This is a genomic window from Lactococcus formosensis (assembly GCF_037892375.1).
GTDB classification, from domain to species: domain Bacteria; phylum Bacillota; class Bacilli; order Lactobacillales; family Streptococcaceae; genus Lactococcus; species Lactococcus formosensis.
In genome coordinates, this window is record NZ_CP141721.1 from 884,852 (window position 1) to 902,458 (window position 17,607).

Sequence of the window (17,607 nt, forward strand, 5' to 3'; positions counted from 1 at the left end):
TTCATAAAAAATACTACTAGATATAGTGGAAAAAGGGAATTATATTTGATAGAATAGAGGCACAAGGAATTAAAAATGGGGGAACAAAGAATGAAAATGGTTGAGGAAAGCACCATCGTAATGGATCAAGAAATTAGTGTGATTAAGCGTGATGGTCGCTCCGTAAAGTTTGACAGCAGCAAAATTTTTGAGGCATTGCAAAAAGCTGGAGATGAAATAGTTCCGCCAGCTTCAGAAAATCGTATAGCTGAAATTTGTGATCGTGTGGTGTGTGAAATATTCACGCGTTTTACGGATAATGTTAAAATTTATGAAATTCAAAGTATTGTGGAACATCTATTGATGGAACTTGGCGAAACGAAATGGGCGGAAGTTTATACAACTTATCGGACACAACGTGACCTTGAAAGAAGTAAAGCAACAGATATTAACTTTACTATCGAAAAACTAATCAACAAAGATCAAACGGTCGTCAACGAGAATGCCAACAAGGACAGTGATGTTTTCAATACGCAACGTGATTTAACTGCGGGTGCTGTTTCTAAAGCCATTGGTTTAAAAATGCTTCCTCCTCATGTAGCGAATGCCCACCAAAAAGGGGAGATTCACTATCATGATTTGGATTATTCTCCCTTCACAACGATGTCAAACTGTTGCTTGATTGACTTTAAAAATATGTTTGAAAATGGCTTTAAATTAGGAAATGCTCAAGTAGATTCACCTAAGTCTATTCAAACAGCGACTGCTCAAGCTTCACAAATTATTGCGAATGTGGCCAGTTCACAATACGGTGGCTGTTCATTTGATCGTGCTGATGAAATTTTGGCACCTTATGCAAAATTGAACTATGCGAAGCATTTAAAAGATGCAGAAGAGTGGATTGAGCAGCCGGAAAAACGTGAAGCCTATGCTCAAGCAAAAACTAAAAAAGATATTTATGATGCGATGCAATCTTTGGAATATGAAATCAATACGCTTTTCACTTCAAATGGCCAAACACCTTTTGTTACCGTTGGTTTCGGTTTGGGAGAAGATTGGTATGCACGTGAAATCCAAAAAGCTATCCTGAAAGTGCGTATTGGAGGTTTGGGAAAAGAGCATCGTACAGCAATTTTCCCTAAATTAATTTTCACACTGAAACGCGGGTTAAATCTCGAAGTGGGTACACCAAACTATGACATTAAAAACTTGGCGCTAGAATGTGCCACAAAGCGTATGTATCCAGATATCTTGTCTTATGATAAGATTGTCGAGTTAACAGGGTCATTTAAGGCAAGTATGGGTTGTCGTAGCTTCCTTCATGGCTGGAAAGATGAAAATGGTAATGAAGTTACTGCTGGGCGTAACAACCTTGGAGTTGTAACGGTAAACCTTCCACGCATTGCGCTTGAAGCAGCAGGTGATAAAGAAAAATTCTGGGACATCTTTAATGAGCGTATTGCAATTGCTAAAGATGCTTTGGTTTTCCGTGTTAACCGCACAAAAGAAGCTCAACCCAAAAATGCCCCCATCCTATTTATGAATGGTGCATTGGGCCGCTTGAAAGCTGAAGATTCAGTCGATGAGTTGTATAAAAATGAGCGTGCGACAGTTTCCCTTGGTTATATCGGTCTCTATGAAGTTGCGACAAGTTTCTATGGGCCAACTTGGGAAAATAACAAGGAAGCCAAAGACTTTACACTGGAAATAGTAAAACGCATGAACCAAGACTGTAAAGACTGGAGCAAAGAAACTGGCTATCATTTTTCTGTTTACTCTACACCAAGTGAAAGTCTGACCGACCGATTCTGCCGTATGGATAAAGAAAAATTTGGTTCAGTAGCTGATATTACTGATAAAGATTACTATACAAATAGTTTCCACTATGATGTACGTAAAAATCCAACACCATTTGAAAAATTGGAGTTTGAAAAAGATTATCCCGTTTATGCAAATGGTGGCTTTATCCACTATGCGGAATATCCAATGATTCAACAAAATCCTCGTGCACTTGAAGCCGTTTGGGACTTTGCGTATGATCGCATCGGTTATTTAGGAACAAATGCACCGATTGACCACTGTTATGAATGTGGTTTCGAAGGAGACTTCACAGCAACAGAACGTGGCTTTAAATGCCCTCAATGTGACAATGCTAACCCGCAAACATGTGATGTGGTAAAACGAACATGTGGGTACTTAGGTAACCCCCAAGCCCGACCAATGGTTCATGGCCGCCATAAAGAAATCTCAGCGCGTGTGAAACATATGAATGGTTCCGTAGGTGTTCTGGAAGATGGTGAAAGTATTGACAGTGAAGCTGTAGACCATGCAAAGAGTAAATTTGTAAAATAAAAGAGAGTGAATCTTAAGGTTCACTTTTTTTATTAGAAGATAAAGAAGCAGGGATAATTTTAAAATTTTATTGAAAATTCAAGAATAATATTGACAGTGTTTAAGTTTTATTTTATAATTTTAATGCAACCGCTTTTTTATATTTGTAAAAAGCGCGTAAAAAAATTACTTTGTCTTGTCCGCAGAGTGATAAAAAAATTTAAGGAGTAATATGGACACTAAAAAAATAAGATGGTTTACCGTCGCATTTATTGCCTTCAACATGGTTTGGGGTATGGGAAATGTGGTCAATAACTTTGCACAGCAAGGGATTACAGTTGTTACCTCATGGATTTTAATTTTGGCACTTTATTTTGTACCTTACGCACTTATTGTTGGGCAGTTGGGCTCGACTTTTAAAGACAGTAAAGGTGGTGTGAGCTCGTGGGTTGAACAAACTTCAACAAAACGTCTTGCCTATTATGCAGCATGGACGTATTGGGTTGTGCATATCCCGTACTTAGCCCAAAAACCTCAAGCGATTTTGATTGCCTTTGGTTGGATTGGTCGTGGGGATGGGCAGCTCGTAAGTTTGATGTCTGTTCCGATGGTCGCAATCATTTCATTGGTTATTTTCCTTCTTTTCCTCTGGCTCGCAACAAAAGGATTAAATACGCTTAAAGTTATTGGGGGTCTCGCAGGAACAGCGATGTTTGTCATGAGCTTGCTCTTTATCGTGATGGCTGTCAGCGTTCCTTTCATTGCAAAAGACTTTGCGATTGCAACACCAGACATGGGGAATATCAACACATATATCCCTAAATTCGACTTCAGTTACTTCACAACCATCTCAATGTTGGTTTTTGCTGTTGGTGGTGCCGAAAAAATCTCGCCTTATGTCAACCAAATGAAGAATCCTGCACGTGAATTTCCAAAAGCAATGTTTATGCTTGCTGCTATGGTAGGTGTCTGTGCTGTTCTTGGTTCAGTTGCGATGGGTATGCTCTTTACAAGTGGTAACCTGCCTGATGACCTCATGGCCAATGGTGCCTATGCAGCCTTTCAAATGCTTGGCGAACACTATGGCATCGGCAATAGCCTGATGTATGTTTATGCCTTTACACAAGGTATCGGTCAAATTGCTGCGCTTGCCTTTTCGATTGATGCACCATTGCGTATTTTGCTTGCTGACGCAGACCCACAATTTGTTCCAGCTTGGCTACGTAAAACAACTGCGAAGGGAACATTGATCAATGGTTTCGTCTTGACAGGAATTTTGGTAAGTATCGTTATTTTGATGCCTTTGCTTGGAATTGGTAATATGAACGAATTGGTCAAATGGCTGACAAACTTAAACTCAGTCGTGATGCCAATGCGTTACATGTGGGTATTCTTTGCCTTCATCATGCTTAACCGTGCAATTAAACACTTTACTTCTGAGTACAAATTTATCAAGCAAAAACGCTTGGCGATGTTTGCAGGTATCTGGTGTTTCTTGTTCACTTTAATAGCATGTGTCCTTGGTATGGTACCAAAAGTTGATTTTGCTACCGACCCATCTGCTTGGTGGTTCCAATTGACTTCCAATATCTTGACACCAGTTGTCTTGATTCTTCTTGGGATGCTTCTTCCGTTTATTGCACGTCGTGAGCAAAAAAAGTCAAATGATTTAGTCTAAAAAGTAGTATAATAGAATGAGTAGTTTCGGGAGAAATTGCTCATTTTTTGATACGCTACCCTCATTGCCCCTAAAGGGTCTAATGAGGAACGTCAAGCTTTATCAGGCTTGTCTGCATGATATCCTCTTCATTGTGATTAAGAGGATGAATTGCGAAATTTTAGATAAAATAGAGATAGGAGTGATGACAGATGAATAATCCAAAACCACAAGAGTGGCTTGCTTCAGATTTGGAACAAGGTTATGTTTCAGATTATAAGCCTTTCAATTTCGTTGATGGTGAAGGTGTACGTTGCTCGCTTTACTTATCCGGCTGTAAATTCCACTGCGAAGGGTGCTATAATCAAGCAACCTGGAATTTTCGTTACGGTATTCCATATACAAAGGAATTAGAAGAAAGGATCATGTCAGACTTGAGCCAATCTTATGTTCAAGGCTTGACATTACTAGGCGGTAAGCCTTTCCTCAACACTGGTGTAGCTTTACCGCTTGTCAAGCGTATACGCGAAGAGCTGCCTGAAAAGGACATCTGGTCTTGGACGGGTTACACTTGGGAAGAGCTTTTACAAGAAGATGAAACTAAACTTGAACTTTTGCGAAATATCGATATACTTGTTGATGGACGTTTTAAACTTAGCAAGAAAAACTTATTGCTCCAATTTAGAGGTTCTTCAAATCAAAGGATTATCGATGTGAAAAAGTCCTTAGCTGAAAATCGAGTAGTTATCTGGGAAAAGCTCAATGACGGCAAGGCAGCTGTGGAACAAATTCATAAGGAAAAGTTAATATGAAAACTGTGTTAGTAATTTGTGAATCAGGCTATTGGCATGATTTACGTGAAGGGTTAGCGGCTGTAGAAATCGGTTTTCTCGGTTTTGATAAGAAAAAGCCCAAGCGTTCAGAAATTGACCAATTAGTGGCGCAAGCGGACTTTGTGATGATTCGGAACCTCAATGTCGCTCATGCTTCAGTACGATTTGCAAAGGAAGCAGCAAAAGCAAGTGATACGCCTTTCTGGATAGGCAGTAATTTTGGTGTAGAAAAGATTATTGAAAAGCTTAGGTTTGCCTTTCCGGAAATGAAGTTGGCTGAAAAAGCTATGAAACCAAAAGTCTCAAAGAAAAAAAGCTCTCAACAAAAGTTGAGTGAGCCTACTATACGCGACTTTAAGGGGAATTATCAGCTTCCTAAAAAAGCAAAAAATCTTGCCTTGAAAACGGCTCTGAAGGACTTTAAAGTTACGGAAGAGGAAGTTGATTTTGCAAAAATATTTAAGCCTTGACATTAGGGCTTTTTTTGTAAAAATGAGAGATAGCGAAAATGCAAGTCATTTGGTATAATTAGTTTTATGAATAAAATCCTCGAAGTAGAAAATCTAACTTTCAAATATGAAGAAAATCAAGAAGCGCCCACCTTAGATGGGGTATCTTTTGCTGTCCAATCAGGAGAGTGGGTTTCTATCATTGGTCAAAATGGTTCGGGAAAATCAACAACAGCTCGCGCTATTGATGGATTACTTGAAAATGTATCAGGAAATATAAAAATTGATGGCCAAATTTTAAGTGCGGAGAACGTTTGGGCACTTCGTCAAAAAATAGGCATGGTTTTCCAAAACCCTGATAATCAATTTGTTGGAGCAACTGTCGAGGATGATGTTGCCTTTGGAATGGAAAATCAGGGGATTCCGCGTGAGGAGATGATTTTGCGTGTGGATCAGGCTTTAAAACAAGTCAATATGCTGGAGTTTAAAGGCAAGGAACCTGCGCGATTATCTGGAGGGCAAAAACAACGTGTTGCTATTGCAGGGATTATCGCATTACGTCCAGAAATTATTATCCTTGATGAGGCAACTTCCATGCTTGATCCGACAGGACGTGCGGAAATCATGCGCGTAATCCGTGAGATTAAGGCAGAATATAATCTGACAGTACTCTCAATTACCCATGACCTTGATGAAGCTACCCTTTCTGATCGTGTATTGGTCATGCGTGCGGGTAAAATTATCAAATCTGCCAAGCCAGAGGAACTTTTTGGTTCTGGTGAGGATATGATTAATTTTGGTTTAGACATGCCTTTCACATCGAACTTAGCCGAGGATTTACGAGCGGACTTTAACTTGCCAGAAAAATATTTAAATGAAGAAGAACTGGCAAAACTCTTAGCAGAAAGACTGAGAAAATGATTAAATTTGATAAGGTAAATTTCACTTACCAACCGAATACTCCTTTTGCGAGTCGAGCGCTCTTTGACATCAATTTAGAGGTGGCAGAAGGAAGTTATACTGCACTTATTGGCCATACAGGTTCAGGAAAATCAACACTATTACAACACCTTAATGGCTTGCTGCAACCCACAGAAGGTAAGGTTAATATTGACGATATTGTTATTCAGGCCAGCAGTAAGCAAAAAGAAATTAAACCGGCACGTAAAAAAGTGGGGGTTGTTTTCCAGTTTCCAGAAAGTCAGCTTTTTGAAGAAACGGTTTTGAAGGATGTTGCTTTTGGTCCTCAAAACTTTGGTGTTTCACAAAAAGAGGCGCTTAAAATTGCGCGTGAAAAACTCGAGCTTGTTGGTTTAGCAGAAAAAAACTTTGAAAAATCACCCTTTGAATTATCAGGCGGACAAATGCGTCGCGTTGCCATTGCTGGGATTTTAGCAATGGAGCCCAAAGTGCTCGTTCTTGATGAACCGACAGCTGGTTTGGACCCTAAAGCACGTATTGAGATGATGGAGCTCTTTAGTCATCTGCATCAGGAAGGTCAGACAGTTGTTTTGGTTACACATAATATGGATGATGTGGCTGAATATGCGGACAAGGTATACCTTTTAGAAAAAGGACGTGTTATTTCATCAGGCACACCTCAAGATGTTTTTCAAGATGTTGACTTCTTGATGCGACATGAGCTTGGCGTACCTAAAACAACGGAATTTGCCGTAAAGTTAGAGCAACGAGGCATTGCCTTTGACCGTTTACCAATCAAACGTCAAGAGTTGATTCAAATGCTGAAGGAGGCGAAAAAATAGAATGCAAAATATGCTCATGGGACGTTATATTCCCGGAAATTCGCTGATTCATCGCTTGGATCCTCGCAGTAAACTTTTAGTCATGTTTATTTTTGTTATCGTGATTTTCTTTGCACATGACTGGTTAGGCTATTTACTCTTAATTCTTTATACTTTCGCCGGTGTACTTTTATCAGGAATTTCTATTTCTTATTTCCTTAAAGGCTTAAGACCGATGATTGGCTTGATTTTATTTACCGTTATTTTTCAGATGCTGTTTACACCTGGAGAACATATTATTTTTCAATTTTGGATATTGAAGATTTCAACAGAGAGCTTGATTAACGCGCTCTATATCTTTTTTCGGTTTGTGCTGATTATTTTTATGTCAACAGTGCTTACGTTAACCACTCCGCCGTTAACATTGGCAGATGGTATTGAAACTGGATTAGCGCCGTTGAAGAAAATCAAGGTTCCAGTACATGAATTAGGTCTTATGCTTTCGATTTCACTTCGCTTTATTCCAACATTGATGGACGATACAACCATGATTATGAATGCCCAAAAGGCACGAGGTATGGATTTTGGTGAAGGGAATCTCTTGCAAAAAGTTCGCTCAATTATCCCAATATTGATTCCACTCTTTGTTTCGAGCTTCCGTCGTGCAGAAGATTTAGCAGTTGCCATGGAGTCACGAGGTTATCAAGGAGGCGATGGACGCAGTAAATATCGTCAGCTCAAATGGTCAAAAAATGATTTTATTTTATTATCGAGCATTTTTATATTGGCAGCTGTTTTACTCACATGGAATGTCTTTAACCACTAATCATAGAGCAATTCTTATAGAAAAACTGAATAATTTCAGTTTTTTTTGTTTATTTATGAGTTTATTCTTGCATTCGTAAAATTGATTTGCTATAATAGTCAGGTAGTTAAGAAAAGCACCCGTGGCTCAACTGGATAGAGTACCTGACTACGAATCAGGCGGTTGCAGGTTCGAATCCTGCCGGGTGCATAATAATCAATTCGGGCTTGCCCGTTTTATTATTGTAAAAAATTTTCATACCTTCGGGAAGTAGCTCAGCTTGGTAGAGTACTTGGTTTGGGACCAAGGTGTCGCAGGTTCGAATCCTGTCTTCCCGATTACCGACTAACCCTAACTCATCTTTCGTGGATGAGTTTTTTTGTTGGAAATAAAAAGAGCCTTGCATTGTGGCTGAACTCATTAAGTTAAATAATAGACTCTTCGGAGTCTATTTTTGTTTTGTCCTAAATTATCAGTAATCCGGTCATTCTAGAAGCAGCACATTAAAAAATGGACTTTCTGCTTTTTTTGTTATATATCACGTTTTTTTACGAATAATAGTGTAGGCATAAATAAAAATTATTTGAAAAGAGGAAACGCATGAAGAGGAAAAAACTAAGAAAGTCTTTTAGAATGATGAGCATTGCTTTGTTAGCTTTAGGAGATTGGCCAGTCAAATCTTTTGAGGGTTCGAAAGGAAAAATGCATAATCTATCAAAAAGTATTATAAATAGACCCTTAGAGAAAAAGAACTACATGAAATGAGGCTTTTTTGAAAAAAAGAATTTTAAAATTTAATCTTGCTATTCTTCTACTCAGCATTTTATTTGGAATGTTTATTTTTCAGGTAGAGCAATATTCAAGAGATAAGGTGACAGACTTTTTTAGGTATACGGACAGTTATTCTCCTGTAAAAAAACCTAAAAAAATAACCAGTAAAGAAGAGAATGATAGAGCAATTGATATTATAGAAAAAATTTCAAAACAGGAGGGATTATTTACGCTCTACAAAGTTGTAGACCAAGGGTACTTTATCAAAGAAGGGATTAATTTTAAGTTCTTAGAAAAAGCAGAGATAACCTTGTATGCACCTCAGACACATCAAAAAAGCGTGTACACTCCTCCGTTGAGTAAATCAGTCTTAACTATAGACAGTATAGATAATTTAAAAAACAAAAATGAATTTGAGTGGCAAGTTTTTATAAAAACAGAGGATAAAAATAAATATAAAGATACGGTAGAACAGATAAAAAACGCTTATAACAAAGCTTTTGATCAGAACTATACTTATAAAGATTTTTCGGATTTTGAAAAAAGTGAAAATTACGACTTAGTATCAGGTCGGGATATTTACAATATTTCAAGCTATTTAAAGATTGGCATAGCCTTTTTTATAGTGATGTTAAGTTTTTGGATTTTTTCGGTTCATAAAAAAATTCATATTTTACGACAAAATGGCTATTCTATCGTAGCGAGTATCAATAACTTTATCGGCAAGGGGTATGCAACTTGTATTTTTGCATCCATTGCTTTACTTACCTATTTATTAGGAAGCATTTCACGCATCTATTGTGTCAATTTTATGATCAACATTGGTCTCCTCCTATCCTTGAGTTATATTTGGTTGATGATGATGGTTTATGTCGTGGAAAAGTTAAGTCGGAGAAAAAAAGAGAGTAAAAATAAAGGAGAAAAGTTATTTATCAATGTATTGCCAACAGCGATAAAACTTATTTTTCTGATGATGTTAGTCGTAATGCACCTAGATTTAGCAAGGATTATGTATCAAGCCTCCAATATCACCTTTAATAGTGAAGTGCCTAAAAAAATAAGTGAAGATAACTATCATGTTTTTTACCCCGTTGTTGTGGGAAAAAATCAACTTGAATTTACCTATGACAAGGATTCTAGAGCAGAAGAAGAGGAGGAAATTTATCGCTATTTAAACCAAAAGGGAAGCTTGCTGGTAAGTATACAACATTATAATACAAAAGAGAACGAAGTATTTGGGAGAGAGATACAACTCAACCCTAATTATTTAAAAAAATTCGAGATTTTAGATGAAAATAATCAGAGAGTCCTTATAGAAGAAAGTGAAGAAAAAAGAATATTACTCATTCCCGAAAGATTCAAGGGAAGTGATGACTTAAAGAAGATAGAAGAATACTATTTTAAAGACTTACTCCAATTTGAGGATAAATTAACGGAGATTATCTATATCAAAGATAAACAACCTGTCTATAGTTTTGTTCCCAATAAGCCATGGATTGATGACTATCCTATTTTAGATATTTTAACACTCAAAAACAGCGACAGTTGGAACAGGAACATTTTTAGTGGTGCTATGTATCCGCCAATCAAAATAAAAACAGCTGGGCAGTCAAGTGAAAAGCTTGGCGGGCTTTTAGAGAAAAACAGGCTGACGGATAATTTACCTTCTTTTGTCCCCTATGAAAAGTCAGAGATTACGCTAATAAAAAGCCTGTCCGGTTCAGTCGGATATTTATTAATCAGCTCCTTATTGACTGTATTTGTCTTTTCTATTGTTTGCTTACTTACGACGGCCTATTTTTTCCAGTATCATAATAAAAAATTTTATTTGCTAAGGCTAAACGGTTATTCCTTTTTTGAGACTTATGCATCTGTCTTTTTGTTGTTGGTATTTGAACTAATGATGGGTTTATCTATAGCTGCATTCTTGTCTGAAATCAGCAAAGAATTTGTTATTAATATCTTTCTGGCCATGGTACTTAATGTCATTATAGTCAGTATAACTTTGTTTAGAGTTGAAAAAAGAAAGTCTAATTAAATCTTTAAAGGGGAAAGTGATGAATAAAAACGAAATAGTCTCTCTATCTAATGTCCAAAAAAAAATACAGGATAATCCCATTTTTTCAATTAATGCGTTTACTGTAAATAAGGGTGATTTTGTTACCATCAAAGGTGTGAGCGGCTCTGGAAAGACAACGCTGTTAAACATACTAGGGATGAACGACACGGTAAGTTCAGGAAAATATTTATTTGAAGGTGTTGAAACAGCAAAGCTGAAAGCAAAAGAAAAACTAAAAATAAAGAGAAATAAAATATCTTTTTTATTTCAAGACTTCGGTCTAGTTGAAGAAGAAACAATTAATTTTAATTTAGAAATAGGCTTAAAATATAGCAAATTAAGTAGGAAAGAGAAAGTAAAACAAAAAAAGGAGGCACTGAATGCGGTCAATTTAAATAAAAAACTATCCACAACGATTAGCAGTTTATCTGGAGGAGAGAAACAGCGCGTTGCACTCGCACGAATTATTTTAAAGCCCTCCATACTTATCTTAGCAGATGAACCCACAGGTTCTTTAGACTCACTAAATAGAGATATCGTTACGGATATTTTATTTCAACAAGCAATAGAAGGGAAAGCAGTAATCATTGTCACTCATGATGAGGAACTGGCAAAGAAAGGGAATAAAAGCATAGAGCTTTAATTTTGCGCTGCCCTTGTTTAAAATCAACCCTACACAAGATCATGAACAATCCTCGGCTTTAAAATTATCGGAGACACAGCAACATTGTATATAAAAAATATTTTGGAGGTAAATATGAAAAAAACGATATATTTAGCAACTTTAGTACTTTCTTTTGGACTGTTTGGAAGTTTATTGGGTGGTTCAGTTGCCTTTGCGGATAAGCAAGAGCCATATGGGGATATCACACACACATCAGATTCTGAGGGATATATCCATTTTGACCCTGAAGGTAATATTGTAGAAAGTAATTTAGGATCCAACACCAATAAGAAAGCAAGACCAGCTATTAATCATGCTTCAGGGAGATGGGTATATTTTTCTGACCTTTATGATTTGGGGAGAAGGAAAAGAGGACATTCTAACCATTACAGCTCTAAATATCAAAGACATGGTGCTAAAGCTCAAGTAGGTTCGGACACAAAAATAGCAAATGCTGGATTTAAAAAATGGGCACTTGCAACTGCTCACGGAAGAACTTTTGATACTTTTTCTTGTTGGTATAACCCAACAAACTGGTATTAATTTTTAAGGGGATTGTTCATGGTCTTCTGTAAGGTTGGTTTGAAAAAATAGCAATGGATAAAAAGCTGTTGTCTTCGGATAGCCGTTGAGTTGCGCTTGGTGAGGAGTTTTCGTAGATAGTTTTTTGCTCTTTAATTCCTCTAAAAAATTACATTTTCTTAACAAGCTCCTAAAGTCCCGCAAATTGTTAGGTGTGTAGAAGTACTTGAAGTATAATAGTGCATAACACTAAAAAAATTAGTGAATATATTACTTAAGGAAGATATTATATGGAAAAAGACTTGAAAAATGATGTCGGTTTTTTCGGAGCCTTATCTATCGTTGTCGGAACGGTTATTGGAGCAGGAGTATTCTTCAAAATTGCTGCGATGGTTGCAGTAACCCAATCTGCTTCGCTAACTTTGCTTGCTTGGGCAGTGGGTGGTATTTTAACGATTTGTGCGGGACTCAGTGTTGCTGAACTTGCAGCTGCCATTCCGGAAACAGGTGGTGCTGTAAAATATTTAGAGCGCAGTTATGGAAAACTAGTGGGCTTTCTTTTTGGCTGGGTACAAGTATTAATTTATAATCCTGGAAATATGGCAGCCTTGGGAATCATTTTTGCCACACAAGTTCTGAACTTGCTTGGCCTACCTCAAGGCTTATTATTACCTATCGCTATTGCCTCTATTTTAACTATCATGTCTATTAATCTATTGGGTTCACGTTTTACTTCACGTTTTCAGCAAGTGACTTCGATTTTAAAATTAATCCCAATCTTTTTGATTATTATTTTTGGTTTGACAACCAATTCGCAAGTGGATGTGCAGTTATTTCCGATTCAGGCGGGACAAAATATCGGATTCTTTGCCGGTCTTGGTGGTGCTTTGGTCGCGAGTTTGTTTGCCTTTGACGGCTGGATGAATGTAGGGAATATCGCGGGTGAGATGAAAAATCCGCAAAAACATTTGTCGAAAGTTATCACCATCGGTTTATTGGTTATTTCATTTATTTATATTGCCATTAGCTTAGGATTTTTGAAAGTTCTGCCTCTGGATCAGATTGCAGGAAATGCAAATACAGCTTCAGATGCTGCACAAAAATTATTTGGTGTAAATGGTGGTAAGCTCGTAACGATTGGGATTTTAGTTTCTGTTTATGGCACGCTCAATGGCTACACGATGACAGCAATTCGTGTGCCTTATGCTCTAGCTTTAGAAAACTCACTTCCTTTCTCAAAACACTTGAGTAAACTCAATAAAAATGCCATTCCCTTTGTTTCAACGGCCTTGGTTGGGAGTTTAGCTTGCATCTTTATGGCAGCAGGTTCCTTTGATATCCTGACAAATCTGGTCATCTTTGTAATGTGGTTTTTCTCCTTCTTGTTAATTCTTGCAGTATTTATCCTCCGCAAAAAGGAGCCAAACTTGCACCGCCCTTATAAAGTAGTCCTTTATCCAGTCCTCCCTGTCATTGGAATGTTGGGTGCCTTGTTTATCATGTGGACGACTATTACACAGCAGCCCGTTCTTGCGATGATTGGGATTGCTATTACGCTTGCCGGTATTCCTGTGTTTTATTACCAGACGAAAATGAAGCGAAGCAGCGATAGTATTGCAGCAGTTGTTAAAGTAAAATCTAAATAAGAAGAATACTATAAATGATTCACTTGTCATGTTGACAGTTTTTGATAATTTTGCTAAAATAGTAAAGTTGAATATAGCAGTCAGCTAGAAAACTCGTCAACATTTCCCTTGTTACGAAGTAACCGAAGCTGTAAGGCGAAAGTGAAATGCACGAATTCGAGGCTGTCAATATTCTTCAAAAAAATTTGAAGGAGACATTAACATGTCACGTTATACTGGTCCATCTTGGAAACAATCACGCCGTCTCGGCATTTCACTTACAGGTTCTGGTAAAGAACTTGCACGTCGTAACTACGTACCTGGTCAACACGGCCCTAACAACCGTTCAAAACTTTCTGAATACGGTTTGCAATTGGCTGAAAAACAAAAACTCCGTTTCACTTACGGTGTTTCTGAACGTCAATTCCGTAACTTGTTTGTAGCAGCTACACGTGTTAAAGAAGGAACTCTTGGTTTCAACTTCATGACTTTGCTTGAACAACGTTTGGATAACGTTGTATTCCGTCTTGGTCTTGCAACTACACGTCGTCAAGCACGTCAATTCGTAAACCACGGTCACATCCTCGTTGACGGCAAACGCGTTGATATCCCATCATACCGCGTAGCACCTGGTCAAGTTATTTCAGTTCGTGAAAAATCTATGAAAGTTCCTGCAATCCTTGAAGCTGTTGAAGCAACTAAAGGACGTCCAAACTTCGTATCATTCGATGCTGATAAACTTGAAGGTTCACTCGTTCGTCTTCCAGAACGCGATGAAATCAACACAGAAATCAACGAAGCACTTATCGTCGAATTCTACAACAAAATGATGTAATCTCGTTTCACACGAGTTATAACTCTAAGTCAGATTGACTTAGAGTTTTTTTGTTTAAGATTTACTTCATAAACTTTAGGTTCAGTTATACTTAATGAAAATAAAAAACACTGTTTGTCAGCGTTTTTATCGAACTGATATGGAAAGGAAAAATTAAATTAGTCTAGCTATGAAATAGTATTCCTAATTATACTGAAATTGATAGAGCTATTAAAACAATACTGGTATTAGAGTAATAAGCATTATCATGATAACTACGATATTAAAGAGTCTGTTAATACTCCGATCACTAAGTTTTCCACTAAGTAATGCGCCAAGATGTCCTCCAATAAATGCAGCAGGAATGATTACCCATAAGATGTTTAAATCATATGCAAATACATTCGAAAAAATTAAAGTTGTAGCTAAATTTGAAACTTGTGAGAACAAAATAGAAACGATAGAGTAGGTCGTTGCTTCTTTGATTTTTAGAGGGAAAATCAGTAAAAGAAGAGCGACATTGAAAGGACCTCCCCCAATTCCTAGAAATACAGATATGGTTCCAAGAGACAGTCCACATAAGAAATAAAGAGTATTGAGTTGTTTATTAAACTGAATGTTTAATCGTCCTAAGAGTAAAACGCCAGATAATAAAATAATTAGTAGGAAAGCTTGGAGTTGACCTGTATTTTCATTTCCAATAATTTTAAAAGAAAATTGCAAAACCCGCTGTCCGAGCATTCCGCCTAACACGGAACCGATAGACAAAAAAGTAACATTTCGAGCGTTAATTTTGATGCCGTTTTTAATTTGGCGCGCTGTTGAAGAAAGTGCCATAACAAGGACAGCCACGCTAGAATAAAATACGATTTCAGGCAGTGAGTGAAATCCAAGTAGGGACAGCAGGGGTTTGATGATTAATCCACCACCCATGCCACTGATTGCTCCAATCACATTTGCTATGATAATGATAAAAGGATAGAGAAAAAATTGTAAAATATTCATACGAACAGTATAACATAAAAAAACACCAAACGAAAATTAATTTCGTTTGGTGTTTTATTTTTAAATAATTGACAAATATTTTCGTTTTCGCTACAATGGGATTATCTAAAATATAAAAACGCTTTCAAAAGAAGGCGGAGGAGGAAATATGGATACACTTTCCATTGGAATCATCATTGTTCTTCTGGTCTATACAGCCATTGGTGTACTAGATCAGATTTCTATTCAAATCGGTCCTTACACGCCACTTTTTGCAGCTGCATTTACAGGGTTTGTTATGGGAGATCTTACAACAGGACTTCTGGTCGGTGCAACGCTACAGTTGATGACACTTGGAGTCGCAACTTATGGTGGGGCTACTGTTCCTGATTTTTTAAGCGGAGCTATTATGGGAACAGCCTATGCCATTCTTTCAGGTAAAGGTGTAGAATACGGCATTGGTATCGCTATTCCGATTGGACTTTTGCTCACACAAATGGATATTTTGGGTCGTATGGTTAATTTATTCTGGCAAAAGCGAGCAGCCAAATTTGCTGAAGTCGGCAATGCTCGGGGTGTGGAAATGAGCAACGTATTTGGAATGTTTTCGTGGACATTATCACGGATGATTCCAGTATTTATTGGTCTTTATTTCGGAGAGCATGTTGTTAATCTTATTAATGAAGCAATACCTGTTTGGGTAATGAATGGGCTAAAAGCGGCAGGAGCAATTCTTCCTGCTATGGGTATTGCAATTTTGCTTCACTACCTCCCGATTAAAAAATATTGGTCTTATTTTATTATCGGTTTTGCCTTAATGGCTTACTTTTCTGAGACATTTTCAGTGCTGGGAGTCGCTCTTATTGGACTTGCACTTGCTGGTATCGCGGTAATCAATCAACAAAATAAAGTGAAAGAAGCTGCAGCGCCACAACCTGTAGCTGCTACAGCTACAGGATCAGATTTATCTGATAATCTCTACGCAGATGAGGAGGTCAACTTCAATGACTGAACAATATAATAAACCAGAAATCACAAAAAAAGATTTAAAAAAAGTTTACATTCGCAATCTCTTTGGTTTCCAATGGGGATGGAATTATGAAAGTATGCAAGGTCTAGGCTATGCCTACACCATTATGCCAGCTTTACGTCGCCTTTATGGTAACAATAAAGAAAAAATGGCTAAAGCCTTGAAAACACATATTGGCTTCTTTAATACAACACCAGCCATGAGTCATCTGATTATTGGTGCGAATATAGCTATGGAAGAAGAACTCAATGAAACAGATGAAGAAGCAGTTATCGGTCTTAAAACGGGTTTAATGGGGCCATTTGCTGGTGTCGGGGATACGCTTTTTATTGCTATCTACCGTGCTGTGGTCTTTTCAATGGCGGCTTACTTAGCTCAAGCAGGACAAGTTGTTAGCTTAATTATTCCTTTGATTATTGGACTGGCTGTACTCGTCGTGCGCTGGAAATTCCTTCAGATTGGTTATGCACAAGGTAAAAAAATTGCTGTTGGTTTTGCATCACAAATGAAAGTCTTGACTGATGCAGCAGCTATTCTTGGTTTGACCGTGGTAGGGGGCTTAATTCCTTCTGTGATTACCTATAAACTTGAACTTTCCTATAAAATGGGCGAAGTAACAATGAATGTGCAAGAAATGTTGGATAAAATTCTACCAGGGCTTGTGCCACTTGCAATTGTCGGACTTAGCTACTGGCTTCTAGGTAAAAAGAAGATGAACTCTACACGCTTGATTTTTGTCCTGATTGCTTTGGGTATGATTTTAGGAAATTTACAGCCTATGTTAAATGCTGTTGGTAACCTCTTTAACTAGTAGAATTTTAATTGAAAGAAGAATGAGGAAATAGTAAAATGATTATACATGCAAGGGTAGATGAGCGTTTGATTCATGGGCAGGTTGCTGCCGTGTGGTCAAATGTAGTTAATGCAGAGCGACTCTATGTAGTAAATGATAGTGCATGGAATGATGAGATGGTTCTCGGTGCATTGCAGTTGGCAAAACCAGCGGGGAAAAAGTTAACTGTGTCAAGTATTCGCCGTGCAATTGTGAATTTTAAGGAAAATCGCTTTGGTGATGAACGTGTTTTTGTTTTGACAAAAACAATTGGAGATATGAAAGCTTTAGTTGATGCTGGACTACTGGACGAATTTAATGTGGGAAATATCTCGAAACAAGGCGAAGACTCTGTTCAGGTAAAAAAATCTGTCTTTTTATCTCCCCAAGATATAGAACAGCTCAAGGAACTAACAGAAAAAGGAACAAAAATTACTGCTCGTATGGTACCAGGTGAAAGTGATGCCTCCATTATGAGTATGATTGATGATAAATAGAAAAAGGAAATAT

At 37.5% G+C, this 17,607-nt stretch carries 16 protein-coding genes and 2 tRNA genes; 17 read left to right on the forward strand and 1 reads right to left on the reverse strand.

Annotated features, from left to right (window positions below; all coding sequences use genetic code 11):
- The first annotated feature begins 90 nt into the window (after nucleotides 1–90).
- The 14 genes from nrdD to rpsD all read left to right on the forward strand — a co-directional run bounded on the left by nrdD (nucleotide 91) and on the right by rpsD (nucleotide 14,272).
- Nucleotides 91–2,331, forward strand: coding sequence for an anaerobic ribonucleoside-triphosphate reductase (gene nrdD, locus VNN39_RS04350; protein WP_338998090.1), 2,241 nt, complete (start codon nucleotides 91–93; stop codon nucleotides 2,329–2,331).
- A 211-nt stretch (nucleotides 2,332–2,542) separates the two neighbouring features.
- Nucleotides 2,543–3,988: an APC family permease gene (locus tag VNN39_RS04355; protein WP_165712504.1), complete on the forward strand. Its 1,446-nt coding sequence runs from the start codon at nucleotides 2,543–2,545 to the stop codon at nucleotides 3,986–3,988.
- 191 nt (nucleotides 3,989–4,179) lie between these two features.
- Nucleotides 4,180–4,779 carry an anaerobic ribonucleoside-triphosphate reductase activating protein gene (nrdG, locus tag VNN39_RS04360; protein ID WP_339007255.1) on the forward strand — a complete coding sequence of 200 codons (600 nt, stop codon included), beginning with the start codon at nucleotides 4,180–4,182 and terminating at the stop codon, nucleotides 4,777–4,779.
- Nucleotides 4,776–5,270 (forward strand): DUF2325 domain-containing protein, encoded by a 495-nt coding sequence (locus VNN39_RS04365; RefSeq protein WP_165712501.1) that lies wholly within the window; start codon nucleotides 4,776–4,778, stop codon nucleotides 5,268–5,270. Before nrdG ends, VNN39_RS04365 begins: the two co-directional genes overlap by 4 nt.
- A 66-nt stretch (nucleotides 5,271–5,336) precedes the next feature.
- A complete protein-coding gene (locus VNN39_RS04370; protein WP_165713537.1) occupies nucleotides 5,337–6,170 on the forward strand; it encodes an energy-coupling factor ABC transporter ATP-binding protein in 834 nt (277 codons plus the stop codon).
- A complete protein-coding gene (locus tag VNN39_RS04375; RefSeq protein WP_338997966.1) occupies nucleotides 6,167–7,012 on the forward strand; it encodes an energy-coupling factor ABC transporter ATP-binding protein in 846 nt (281 codons plus the stop codon). The genes VNN39_RS04370 and VNN39_RS04375 overlap by 4 nt, the downstream gene beginning before the upstream one ends.
- A 1-nt stretch (nucleotide 7,013) precedes the next feature.
- Nucleotides 7,014–7,817 carry an energy-coupling factor transporter transmembrane component T family protein gene (locus tag VNN39_RS04380; protein ID WP_165713536.1) on the forward strand — a complete coding sequence of 268 codons (804 nt, stop codon included), beginning with the start codon at nucleotides 7,014–7,016 and terminating at the stop codon, nucleotides 7,815–7,817.
- A 115-nt stretch (nucleotides 7,818–7,932) separates the two neighbouring features.
- Nucleotides 7,933–8,006 (forward strand) — tRNA-Arg (locus VNN39_RS04385).
- Nucleotides 8,007–8,060: 54 nt separating this feature from the next.
- A tRNA-Pro gene (locus VNN39_RS04390) sits at nucleotides 8,061–8,134 on the forward strand.
- Nucleotides 8,135–8,568: 434 nt separating this feature from the next.
- Nucleotides 8,569–10,605, forward strand: a complete 2,037-nt coding sequence (locus tag VNN39_RS04395) for a hypothetical protein (protein ID WP_338997968.1) — start codon at nucleotides 8,569–8,571, stop codon at nucleotides 10,603–10,605.
- 19 nt (nucleotides 10,606–10,624) lie between these two features.
- Nucleotides 10,625–11,269: an ATP-binding cassette domain-containing protein gene (locus VNN39_RS04400; RefSeq protein ID WP_338997970.1), complete on the forward strand. Its 645-nt coding sequence runs from the start codon at nucleotides 10,625–10,627 to the stop codon at nucleotides 11,267–11,269.
- A 114-nt stretch (nucleotides 11,270–11,383) separates the two neighbouring features.
- Nucleotides 11,384–11,833, forward strand: a complete 450-nt coding sequence (locus VNN39_RS04405; RefSeq protein WP_206916525.1) for a hypothetical protein — start codon at nucleotides 11,384–11,386, stop codon at nucleotides 11,831–11,833.
- A gap of 269 nt (nucleotides 11,834–12,102) precedes the next feature.
- On the forward strand, nucleotides 12,103–13,458 hold the full coding sequence (locus VNN39_RS04410; protein WP_046400862.1) for an APC family permease: 1,356 nt from the start codon (nucleotides 12,103–12,105) through the stop codon (nucleotides 13,456–13,458).
- Nucleotides 13,459–13,660: 202 nt separating this feature from the next.
- Nucleotides 13,661–14,272, forward strand: a complete 612-nt coding sequence (rpsD, locus tag VNN39_RS04415) for a 30S ribosomal protein S4 (RefSeq protein ID WP_003133217.1) — start codon at nucleotides 13,661–13,663, stop codon at nucleotides 14,270–14,272.
- Between the two features lie 210 nt (nucleotides 14,273–14,482).
- Here the strand turns inward: rpsD and VNN39_RS04420 are convergent, their stop codons facing one another.
- Entirely contained in the window at nucleotides 14,483–15,256 is a 774-nt protein-coding gene (locus tag VNN39_RS04420) for a sulfite exporter TauE/SafE family protein (RefSeq protein WP_019291824.1), read from the reverse strand.
- A gap of 148 nt (nucleotides 15,257–15,404) precedes the next feature.
- Here VNN39_RS04420 and VNN39_RS04425 point away from each other — a divergent pair, with 148 nt between their 5' ends.
- From VNN39_RS04425 to VNN39_RS04435, 3 genes are read left to right on the forward strand one after another with little or no spacing between them, the layout of a single operon-like run.
- Nucleotides 15,405–16,247: a PTS sugar transporter subunit IIC gene (locus VNN39_RS04425; protein ID WP_338997975.1), complete on the forward strand. Its 843-nt coding sequence runs from the start codon at nucleotides 15,405–15,407 to the stop codon at nucleotides 16,245–16,247.
- The gene (locus VNN39_RS04430) at nucleotides 16,240–17,076 is read left to right on the forward strand and encodes a PTS system mannose/fructose/sorbose family transporter subunit IID (RefSeq protein WP_061414255.1); all 837 of its coding nucleotides are present in this window, start codon (nucleotides 16,240–16,242) and stop codon (nucleotides 17,074–17,076) included. The genes VNN39_RS04425 and VNN39_RS04430 overlap by 8 nt, the downstream gene beginning before the upstream one ends.
- Before the next feature lie 38 nt (nucleotides 17,077–17,114).
- The gene (locus VNN39_RS04435) at nucleotides 17,115–17,594 is read left to right on the forward strand and encodes a PTS sugar transporter subunit IIB (RefSeq protein ID WP_165711898.1); all 480 of its coding nucleotides are present in this window, start codon (nucleotides 17,115–17,117) and stop codon (nucleotides 17,592–17,594) included.
- Nucleotides 17,595–17,607 lie beyond the last annotated feature (13 nt).

What these genes read in the sequence shown, in the direction of transcription:
- nrdD (WP_338998090.1), top strand. Translation starts at nt 91, where the DNA reads ATGAAAATGGTTGAGGAAAGCACCATCGTAATGGATCAAGAAATTAGT.
- VNN39_RS04355 (WP_165712504.1), top strand. Translation starts at nt 2,543, where the DNA reads ATGGACACTAAAAAAATAAGATGGTTTACCGTCGCATTTATTGCCTTC.
- nrdG (WP_339007255.1), top strand. Translation starts at nt 4,180, where the DNA reads ATGAATAATCCAAAACCACAAGAGTGGCTTGCTTCAGATTTGGAACAA.
- VNN39_RS04365 (WP_165712501.1), top strand. Translation starts at nt 4,776, where the DNA reads ATGAAAACTGTGTTAGTAATTTGTGAATCAGGCTATTGGCATGATTTA.
- VNN39_RS04370 (WP_165713537.1), top strand. Translation starts at nt 5,337, where the DNA reads ATGAATAAAATCCTCGAAGTAGAAAATCTAACTTTCAAATATGAAGAA.
- VNN39_RS04375 (WP_338997966.1), top strand. Translation starts at nt 6,167, where the DNA reads ATGATTAAATTTGATAAGGTAAATTTCACTTACCAACCGAATACTCCT.
- VNN39_RS04380 (WP_165713536.1), top strand. Translation starts at nt 7,014, where the DNA reads ATGCAAAATATGCTCATGGGACGTTATATTCCCGGAAATTCGCTGATT.
- VNN39_RS04400 (WP_338997970.1), top strand. Translation starts at nt 10,625, where the DNA reads ATGAATAAAAACGAAATAGTCTCTCTATCTAATGTCCAAAAAAAAATA.
- VNN39_RS04405 (WP_206916525.1), top strand. Translation starts at nt 11,384, where the DNA reads ATGAAAAAAACGATATATTTAGCAACTTTAGTACTTTCTTTTGGACTG.
- VNN39_RS04410 (WP_046400862.1), top strand. Translation starts at nt 12,103, where the DNA reads ATGGAAAAAGACTTGAAAAATGATGTCGGTTTTTTCGGAGCCTTATCT.
- rpsD (WP_003133217.1), top strand. Translation starts at nt 13,661, where the DNA reads ATGTCACGTTATACTGGTCCATCTTGGAAACAATCACGCCGTCTCGGC.
- VNN39_RS04420 (WP_019291824.1), bottom strand. Translation starts at nt 15,256, where the DNA reads ATGAATATTTTACAATTTTTTCTCTATCCTTTTATCATTATCATAGCA.
- VNN39_RS04425 (WP_338997975.1), top strand. Translation starts at nt 15,405, where the DNA reads ATGGATACACTTTCCATTGGAATCATCATTGTTCTTCTGGTCTATACA.
- VNN39_RS04430 (WP_061414255.1), top strand. Translation starts at nt 16,240, where the DNA reads ATGACTGAACAATATAATAAACCAGAAATCACAAAAAAAGATTTAAAA.
- VNN39_RS04435 (WP_165711898.1), top strand. Translation starts at nt 17,115, where the DNA reads ATGATTATACATGCAAGGGTAGATGAGCGTTTGATTCATGGGCAGGTT.